Annotated in this window: 11 protein-coding genes; 5 read left to right on the top strand and 6 right to left on the bottom strand. The window is 41.2% G+C overall.

What is annotated here, in order from left to right; all coding sequences use genetic code 11:
• Positions 1-103 precede the first annotated feature (103 nt).
• A complete protein-coding gene (locus HNR43_RS01980; RefSeq protein WP_183240758.1) occupies positions 104-1,015 on the bottom strand; it encodes an RluA family pseudouridine synthase in 912 nt (303 codons plus the stop codon).
• Positions 1,016-1,110: 95 nt separating this feature from the next.
• On the opposite strand from HNR43_RS01980, the gene HNR43_RS01975 reads away from it, so the two are divergent.
• On the top strand, positions 1,111-1,512 hold the full coding sequence (locus HNR43_RS01975; RefSeq protein WP_425486514.1) for a DUF5365 family protein: 402 nt from the start codon (positions 1,111-1,113) through the stop codon (positions 1,510-1,512).
• A gap of 24 nt (positions 1,513-1,536) precedes the next feature.
• Here HNR43_RS01975 and HNR43_RS01970 read toward each other — a convergent pair whose 3' ends face one another.
• The gene (locus tag HNR43_RS01970) at positions 1,537-2,001 is read right to left on the bottom strand and encodes a thioredoxin family protein (RefSeq protein ID WP_183240753.1); all 465 of its coding nucleotides are present in this window, start codon (positions 1,999-2,001) and stop codon (positions 1,537-1,539) included.
• Positions 1,998-2,426 carry a disulfide oxidoreductase gene (locus tag HNR43_RS01965; protein WP_183240751.1) on the bottom strand — a complete coding sequence of 143 codons (429 nt, stop codon included), beginning with the start codon at positions 2,424-2,426 and terminating at the stop codon, positions 1,998-2,000. The genes HNR43_RS01970 and HNR43_RS01965 overlap by 4 nt, the downstream gene beginning before the upstream one ends.
• A 127-nt stretch (positions 2,427-2,553) precedes the next feature.
• Between HNR43_RS01965 and HNR43_RS01960 the strand changes: the two genes are divergently transcribed.
• The 3 genes from HNR43_RS01960 (at position 2,554) to HNR43_RS01950 (ending at position 5,613) form a co-directional block, all read left to right on the top strand.
• A complete protein-coding gene (locus tag HNR43_RS01960; RefSeq protein ID WP_183240749.1) occupies positions 2,554-2,985 on the top strand; it encodes a CBS domain-containing protein in 432 nt (143 codons plus the stop codon).
• A gap of 108 nt (positions 2,986-3,093) precedes the next feature.
• A complete protein-coding gene (locus HNR43_RS01955) occupies positions 3,094-4,833 on the top strand; it encodes a phospho-sugar mutase (RefSeq protein ID WP_183240747.1) in 1,740 nt (579 codons plus the stop codon).
• Between the two features lie 72 nt (positions 4,834-4,905).
• Positions 4,906-5,613, top strand: a complete 708-nt coding sequence (locus HNR43_RS01950) for an SDR family oxidoreductase (protein ID WP_183240744.1) — start codon at positions 4,906-4,908, stop codon at positions 5,611-5,613.
• 28 nt (positions 5,614-5,641) lie between these two features.
• Here HNR43_RS01950 and HNR43_RS01945 read toward each other — a convergent pair whose 3' ends face one another.
• The gene (locus HNR43_RS01945) at positions 5,642-5,890 is read right to left on the bottom strand and encodes a YhdB family protein (RefSeq protein WP_032100915.1); all 249 of its coding nucleotides are present in this window, start codon (positions 5,888-5,890) and stop codon (positions 5,642-5,644) included.
• Between the two features lie 100 nt (positions 5,891-5,990).
• Here HNR43_RS01945 and HNR43_RS01940 point away from each other — a divergent pair, with 100 nt between their 5' ends.
• Positions 5,991-6,449 carry a methylated-DNA--[protein]-cysteine S-methyltransferase gene (locus tag HNR43_RS01940; protein WP_183240742.1) on the top strand — a complete coding sequence of 153 codons (459 nt, stop codon included), beginning with the start codon at positions 5,991-5,993 and terminating at the stop codon, positions 6,447-6,449.
• A 4-nt stretch (positions 6,450-6,453) separates the two neighbouring features.
• Here HNR43_RS01940 and hflC read toward each other — a convergent pair whose 3' ends face one another.
• Positions 6,454-7,386, bottom strand: coding sequence for a protease modulator HflC (gene hflC / locus HNR43_RS01935; RefSeq protein ID WP_183240740.1), 933 nt, complete (start codon positions 7,384-7,386; stop codon positions 6,454-6,456).
• Complete coding sequence (gene hflK / locus HNR43_RS01930; RefSeq protein ID WP_183240738.1) at positions 7,383-8,348, bottom strand: FtsH protease activity modulator HflK; 966 nt, start codon at positions 8,346-8,348, stop codon at positions 7,383-7,385. Before hflK ends, hflC begins: the two co-directional genes overlap by 4 nt.
• Positions 8,349-8,373: the final 25 nt, after the last annotated feature.

The raw sequence follows: 8,373 nt of genomic DNA, 5'->3' as shown, positions 1-8,373 counted from the left end.
CTTGATGACGTTGAAGCATCCGATTTCCCCCTCCTATAAAAATACCCTTGTACCTATATATTAAACCAGCTTGTCGACTTTGTCGACAAGCTGAGAGGCTGCGTTATAATAACGCGCCTCTTTTCATATGACCGAAAATTGTTTCATCAGGTAATGCCGAGCATGTGATGAGCTCTTTTGTAAATGGATGAGGAAACGATAAGGAGAACGCATGTAACGCTTGCCGATTAATCAACGGTTTTCCCCCATATAATGTATCGCCAACTAACGGATGACCGATATGGCTCATATGCACACGAATTTGATGCGTTCGTCCTGTATCGAGAGTGAGGCGAACGAGCGACACATGTTTTTGTTTGTCATATTCGAGCCGTTCATAGTGCGTAATCGCTGTATCTCCTGTTTTCGATACACGTCGTCTTGTTGGATGGTGTCGATCACGCCCGATTGGTGCTTCGATCGTTCCTTTTTTCTGTTTTACATATCCATGAACAAGCGCAATATACGTGCGACGAATGGTTCGTTCGGCTAAATATTTATCAAGAATAGCCCCAGCAAGTGCATGTTTAGCGAATAAAATGACACCGCTTGTATCGCGATCGAGCCGATGAATATGACGGACTTTGCTATAAATTCCTTCACATTGAAAGTGAAAGGCGACCGCATTTGCTAACGTATTTGTTTGGTTTGGTTGCGTCGGATGAACGTCCATATGTGCCGGCTTGTTAACGACAAGTACATGATCGTCTTCAAATATAACATGAAGTGGTACGTATGTCGGAAGCGGTTCGATTTGTTCTTCCTTTATACGAACACGAATGCGATCGTTCGGCGAAATGATCGTATGAAAAGGAACGACGTTGTCATTGATGGCTACACCTTTTGTCATTCGCCATTCATGTAACATTTTTTTCGGAACGAACCATTTCGTTTGGAATGCTTGTTCTAGTGACAAGCCTTCCCATGATGATGGCGCTTCAAATACGAGCCAATTTCCTTTTTTTTGTACATTCATTCGTCTCACTCTTTCTATACAATAAATTACCAACACCAAAAAAGGAGTTGGTGTGTTACAATTTCGTTATAGATTAGGAAAAGAAATGGAAAAAGGTGAGGCAATTGAAAACCGTCTATGTTGCTACGGAAGAGCAAAAGCAATATATTCATTCGCTTATTGAACAGTTTTATACGTGTATTTTTCCAAAATATTTTACGGATGATGAAATTGAAACATTTCAATCGCTTGGCATATTAAGATTCGAATCTTCCGCATATGACGGAACGTTGAAAGAGGCATTTACGATTATTTCTGCATTACAATCGTTACAAGCCATCATTGAGTTTATTTCATTCCATCGTCATTCAGCTTACTATGAACAGCTTTTTCAGCGCAATATTGAACAGCTCGAACAGCATGGCATTAGTTTTCCACTTACTCTTGAACATTTTTTGCATCAAAAAGATGAGTATATAAGCATGTATATGAAGCCTGTTCACACTTGGGTGATGTAAAAAAGCCTTCAAAACGAAGGCTTTTTATTTGATCTGTTCAAACCACTTGCGGAATACGTCTTCTTCATAGTATCCTTCAATGCGCGCCACTTCTTTGCCATTTTTGAAGTGAACAATTGTCGGCGTTGCCTCGATATGATACTCGTCCCAGCCTTCTTCAAATTCCAAAAGGTTAAATTGCTTTAAATCAATTCCCATTTCTTTTGACAACGGAGCGACAATTGGCGTTGTCTTTTTACAAAATTCGCATGTTGAACTATAAAAGTAAACAGTGATCGTCTCCTTATTGTTTAATGCTTCTTTTAATTCATCTGGTAAAATAATGTTTTGATAGTTCGGATCATCAAGAAGATCGATCGTAGCTGGGTGCAATTCTTCCTTTCCAAATGGATTGCCTTCAGCTTTTTGTTTTTGTGTATACGATGTAATCCAAGCGAGCGCACTAAATAAAGCGACGATAATACCTCCGAAAATAAGCAACTTTTTCATATGTATTTCCCTTCTTTCTCCATTCGAATGACTCGATAACTAATAATGCTGATGAAAACAAAGGCAATTAGTGCTAAAAGGGGAATGGTAATAAACCCAAGCCAGTTCAAATAATCTCCCGTACATGGCACAATGCTACATGATGGAGCAGTGTCGTGAAAAAACGGTACTTTTTGAATTAAATAATGATATGAAGAAATTATGCCACCAATGACCGATAACATAAGCGTATAACGAGCGAGTATAAACTCTTTTCGCACGACGGCCATGCCGAGCAAAAACACTTGCGGATACATAAAAATGCGCTGATACCAACAAAGTTCACATGGAATAAATTTCATTACCTCAGAAAAATACAGGCTGCCAAGTGTAGCAATTAGTGCAACAATCCAAGCGGCCAATAAATGATTTTCTTTCCGCGTCATGATTCCACCTTCTTATTTTTTACTCTTTGTTCATTATAGTACATGGAAAGAAATGATGTAAATTCCGACTACATTTTACTTACATAATGAACGATTGAACGTACACAATAAGAAGCGAAAGGGGAGGATGATATTGAATTATACAGTTGAATCAATTATGACGCGTCAAGTGGCAACGGTCACGCCAGATCAATCTGTTCAAGAGGCAGCACGACTAATGAACGAACATAACGTCGGTGCGATTCCTGTTGTTGAAAACGGAAAAATCAAAGGGATGGTCACTGACCGTGATATTACTCTTCGTACGACTGCACAAGGGTTGACCCCCTCAACGCCTGTTTCACAAGTCATGACAAGCAATGTCGTGACAGGTACACCGAACATGAGCGTTGATGAAGCAGCAAAAGTGATGGCGAAAAACCAAATTCGTCGCTTGCCGATCGTACAAAATAATGCCCTTTGTGGCATTGTTGCACTTGGGGATATTGCTACAAACAAAGCATACGATGAAGCAGCAGAACAAGCGCTATCTGAGATTTCCGAACCTTCATATCATTAAACAAAAAAGGGGCTTCTTTTAAAGGAGCTCCTTTTTCGCTATGAGAAAGGAATTTGCATGAAAAGACGAGAATAAGTTACAATGAGCAACGGATATGGAGGGATAAACATGACTTGGAAAATGGTGTACGAACGCTGGAAACAGGCACAATTAGATGAAGAATTGCGCATGCACTTGCAACAATTCGAACAAGATGAAAAATTGTTAGAAGATTGTTTTTATAAAACGTTAGAGTTTGGTACAGGAGGCATGCGCGGAGAAATCGGACCAGGAACGAACCGCATGAACATATATACGGTACGAAAAGCATCGGCAGGGTTAGCGAGGTACATCGAATCATTTGGCGAGGAAGCGAAGAAACGTGGGGTTGTAATCGCCTATGATTCGCGCCATAAATCGCAACAGTTTGCGATGGAAGCTGCAAAAACGCTTGCGACCCATGGCATTCAAACGTACGTATTTGATGAGCTTCGCCCGACGCCAGAGCTTTCGTTTGCTGTAAGACATTTACATGCTTTTTCGGGCATTGTCATCACGGCTAGCCACAACCCACCAGAGTATAACGGCTATAAAGTATACGGAGAAGATGGTGCACAGTTGCCGCCACATATTGCTGATGTCGTCATTGAACATGTCAATGCGATTGAAAATGAATGGGAACTTGCAGTTGAACAAGAAGACGTATTAAAAGAAAAAGGATTGATTCAAATCATTGGTGCAGAGATTGATGATGCATACATACAAAAGTTAAAAACGATCTCCCTTCGCCCAGAACTTTCCCATGAAGTCGATGTAAAAGTTGTCTTTACACCGCTTCATGGCACAGCAAATAAGCTCGTTCAACGTGGATTAAAGGAATTCGGCTATAAACACGTGTTTATTGTAAAGGAACAAGAACAACCGGATCCGAATTTTTCAACGGTAAAATCGCCAAACCCAGAAGAACATGCAGCGTTTGAATTAGCGATTCAGCTTGGAAAACAAGTGGATGGGGACGTGTTAATTGCGACAGATCCTGATGCCGATCGTTTAGGGATTGCGGTAAAAAATAACAAAGGGGAATACGTCGTTTTAACGGGCAATCAAACAGGTGGATTGTTGCTTCATTACATTCTTTCACAAAAGAAAGAAAAAGGGATATTGCCATCAAATGGGGTTGTGTTCAAAACGATCGTCACATCTGAATTTGGTCGTGCGATTGCCAAGTCATTTGGGATCGAGACGATGGATACATTGACAGGGTTTAAATTTATCGGTGAAAAAATTAAACAATACGAGCAAACAGGGGAGTATATATTCCAGTTTGGTTACGAAGAAAGTTACGGTTATTTAATTGGTGACTTTGCTCGCGATAAAGATGCGATTCAAGCGGCATTACTTGCTGTTGAAATGTGCGCGTTTTACAAAAAGCAAGGCTTATCTTTATACGAAGCACTGATGCAATTGTTTGAACAATACGGATATTATCAAGAAGGGTTGCGTTCACTCACGCTGAAAGGAAAAGAGGGGGCGGAGCGAATCGAGGCGTTATTAGCGACGTTCCGTCATGAACCGCCAGCCGTTGTCGCTAATCAACGCGTTGTGATTCGTGAAGACTATAAGGTAAGTGAGCGCGTATATGCAGATACGGGTAAGAAAGAAACGATCCATCTACCTAAGTCGAACGTCTTAAAATATGTGCTAGAAGATGGATCATGGTTTTGTGCGCGTCCGTCTGGCACAGAGCCAAAAATGAAATTTTATTTTGGTGTCAAAGGGCGAACGCTCGAGGAAGCGAAGCAACAGTTAGAGCAATTAGAAACAGCGGTCATGGAGCGGGTGTATACGTTAACGGCTGATAAGGTATAATGCCTTATCAGTTGTTTTTTAAATGAGGAACGAGTAACATAGAAGCGACAACGTAGAAAGGGTGATTTTCATTTGTTACAAGGACAAGTGGCTATTGTGACAGGTGCATCGCGTGGGATTGGTTTAGCAATTGCACATAAGTTGGCAGAGCAAGGAATGAAGCTCGTATTAATTGGCAGCTCCTCGGATATTCACCGCGTCAACGAGCAATTAAAAGACGTAAAAACGTTTCAAGCGGACGTATCAAACGAGCAACAAATGAACGAAGTGGTCGAAGCGACCATCGCTACATTCGGCCGCATTGATTTACTTGTGAATAATGCGGGTATCGGTGTATTTAAACCTGTAGAGGAAACGACAGTCGAAGAATGGAAGCGACTATTTGAAGTCAATGTACAAGGGGTATTTATTGGGACAAAAGCAGTGCTTCCACACATGAAAAAGCAACGTTCGGGAACGATTATTACGATTTCGTCTGACGTTGGTCGGTATACGATTGCGAACGGTTCCGCATATACAGCGACGAAATATGCCGTTCAAGGATTTTCGGGAAGTGTAGCGCAAGAAGTACGTTCATACGGCATTCGCGTCGGTACAATTAATCCTGGAATGGTTGATACATACTTTGCTAACTCTACGCAAGGATTGCCTGAAAAAGCAGAATGGCTGAAGGCAGAAGACGTTGCTGAAGCGGTCGTTTACATGGCGAGTGCCCCGAAACATATGTTAGTTGATGAAATTGTATTACATCCGCTCATTCAAACGTATCCCGTCATATAAAAAGCGAAAGGAGATCATCCCTTTCGCTCTAATTATACTCCATCGTAAGCGTTGGTTCTTGTTCATATACGTCTAACGCATGATCGATGTAACGTAACAATGCGTTCAATCGCTTTTGGACGACAGTATAATCTTTTTCGAAGTTGTATGCATGAAGAAACTGTTCAATTTTTTTTGAAAGTAAATCGTCTTTTGTGCGTACCATAAGAATGAGTAAATGATCCCATTCCGATCGGTACGTATAATAAAGCGCCTTGTCGTAATCGGCTGTATGCACTGCAAACCCTCCTTATCGTGAGGAGCTATATGTAGTTTATGAAAAAACGGTCATTTTTCTCGCTGTAAATGTTGTGCGATTTGGTAGAGGAGAGTTGGACATGGAGAAACACGTTGTGTATTATGAATCACCGATCGGTTGGTTACAAATCGTTGGAACGAATGACGGAATTGAGCGGATTGATGTCGTTGAACAAGGTGGAGATCAGAACGAAAAAGTGGCGGAGCCTCTCATGCAGTCGCTAGAAGAAATTGAACAATACTTCCAAAAGAAACGGACATCGTTTTCGATACCCTTAAAGCTCGTTGGTACCCCGTTTCAAATGCGTGTATGGGAAGCGTTACAAACGATTCCTTATGGACAAACGGTGTCATATGCTTATATTGCCAAACAAATTGGGCAACCGAAAGCGGTACGAGCCGTTGGGAACGCTGTTGGAAGCAATCCGATGACGATCGTCATTCCTTGTCACCGTGTTGTTCGCACGGGTGGAGGACTTGGTGGATATGCGTGGGGAATAGAGCGAAAAAAATGGCTACTTGAGCACGAAACGCGCTGAAAGTTCAGCGCGTTTGCCCCAATAGCCATTTCGCGTAAGGTGAATCGGCTGGTAAAATGACGACCGTATCTTCGCCGATCGTCGTTTTATACGATTCGAGCGTACGGTAAAACGAATAAAATTCAGGATCTTTTGCAAATGTTTCGTTATAAATACGCGCTGCTTCTCGTTCGCCTGCTGCGCGAATACGTTCAGCATCCGCTTGCGCTTTGGCGAGCATTTCTTTTACTTCACGGTCTGTTTGAGCAATAATACGCTGTTTTTGAGCATCTCCCATTGATAAATATTCTTGCGCTTTTGATTCGCGTTCAGAAATCATGCGTTTATAAACAGACTGTTCGTTTTCCTCCGGTAAGTCAATGCGCTTCATGCGCACATCAATGACGCGAATGCCGTAACGATCTTGTTGTAACAGCTCGTTTACTTTTGCAGTTACTTCATCGTTTAAGCTGCCGCGCGATGACTTTTCATCATTAATAATTTCATCGTAATTTAACCGTCCAAGCTCGGTGCGGACAATGGAGAAAATAAATTCATCCATTTTTGATTCTGCATTTTCCAATGTCCGAGCGTTTTGAATCATCTCTTTCGGATTTGTAATTTCCCAAATGGCGTAATGGTTGACGAGAATTCGCTTTTTATCTTTTGTATTAATTTCCGCTTCCGCTACGTCATAAAAGATTTGGGCTTTCGGCAATGATGTCACGCTTTGAATAAAAGGAATTTTAAAGCGTAATCCAGGCGTTTGATCGATGCGAACAATTTCGCCAAATTGACGTACGACTTTATATTCATTTTCATGAACGATGTATATATTTGTTAAAATAACGATAAGTAAAATAAGTCCAATGCCGCCACTAATGATAAACCGAAACCATTTCTTCGGAAGTTTATCCTTCAAGGTGATGATGTTTTGATCGTCTTGGAAGTTTGTCATTCATTACCACTCCCTTGTTCTTTCTTTTTCTCTGTCGTTTGTTTTTCGATCGGTTGAATTGGTAAATATTTTAGCGTATTGCCATCGTCGTTCATAATGTAAATGCGCGTGTACGGTAGGACTTGTTCAAGCGTTTCAATCATTAGTCGCTGTTTTGTAATGTCTTTCGCGTTTTTATATTCTTCGTATAAGGCGTTAAATTTGGCGACATCCCCATACGCTTTTTCAATGCGCGCTACTTTATCAGCTTCGGCTTGGGAGATGAGGGCGTCTTTTTCACCTTCGGCTTCTTTCGTCCGTTTGTTGCGATATTTATTCGCTTCGTTAATTTTTGTATTCATCGTCTCACGTGCATCAGTAACGTTTGTAAATGCTTTGCGCACTTCGTCATTTGGCAAGTCCACGTCTTGTAACTTCACAGCTAAAATCGAAATACCAATATCATACTTTTTCATTAATGCGGTCAGTGACTCGCGCACATCTGCTTCAATTTTCGCTTTGCCCGACGTTAATGCATCATCAATTTTTGAGCTACCGATGACGCTACGTAAAGAAGCAGATGTCGCATTATATAAAATTTGTTCCGGTTCGTATGAACGATAGAGAAATTTCGCAGGGTCAGTAATTTTCCATTGTACGACCATATCAGCGAGGACAATATTTTCATCGCCGGTGATCATTTTTGTATCCCCTTTGTTTGAGGCGACGACTTTTCCGTTTTCCTCTTTGTATCCAAACTGTAAACTAAACGTTTCGCGTGATAACGTTTCTACTGTTTGAATCGGCCAAGGAAGTTTAAAATGTAGTCCGGGTGTCGTCACTTCCTCATCAATTTTACCAAACGTTAAAATAATCGCTTGTTCTGACTCATCAACGGTGTACCATGATGTTAATGCAGCGATAAGAAGAAGAAGACCTGCCACTGTGCCGATGATGATTCCTGTAACTGAACGTTTCTCCATATAAACCCACCTTTCTTGTTATTTA

The organism is Anoxybacillus mongoliensis, from assembly GCF_014201515.1.
Classification (GTDB): Bacteria; Bacillota; Bacilli; order Bacillales; family Anoxybacillaceae; genus Anoxybacillus; species Anoxybacillus mongoliensis.
This window is presented reverse-complemented; position numbering and strand designations above follow the sequence as displayed.

Excerpts from the sequence above, each read along its gene's own strand:
- HNR43_RS01965 (WP_183240751.1), bottom strand. The coding sequence starts at position 2,426 with ATGACGCGGAAAGAAAATCATTTATTGGCCGCTTGGATTGTTGCACTA.
- HNR43_RS01960 (WP_183240749.1), top strand. The coding sequence starts at position 2,554 with ATGATATTGAATTATACAGTTGAATCAATTATGACGCGTCAAGTGGCA.
- HNR43_RS01970 (WP_183240753.1), bottom strand. The coding sequence starts at position 2,001 with ATGAAAAAGTTGCTTATTTTCGGAGGTATTATCGTCGCTTTATTTAGT.
- HNR43_RS01980 (WP_183240758.1), bottom strand. The coding sequence starts at position 1,015 with ATGAATGTACAAAAAAAAGGAAATTGGCTCGTATTTGAAGCGCCATCA.
- HNR43_RS01940 (WP_183240742.1), top strand. The coding sequence starts at position 5,991 with ATGGAGAAACACGTTGTGTATTATGAATCACCGATCGGTTGGTTACAA.
- hflC (WP_183240740.1), bottom strand. The coding sequence starts at position 7,386 with ATGACAAACTTCCAAGACGATCAAAACATCATCACCTTGAAGGATAAA.
- hflK (WP_183240738.1), bottom strand. The coding sequence starts at position 8,348 with ATGGAGAAACGTTCAGTTACAGGAATCATCATCGGCACAGTGGCAGGT.
- HNR43_RS01955 (WP_183240747.1), top strand. The coding sequence starts at position 3,094 with ATGACTTGGAAAATGGTGTACGAACGCTGGAAACAGGCACAATTAGAT.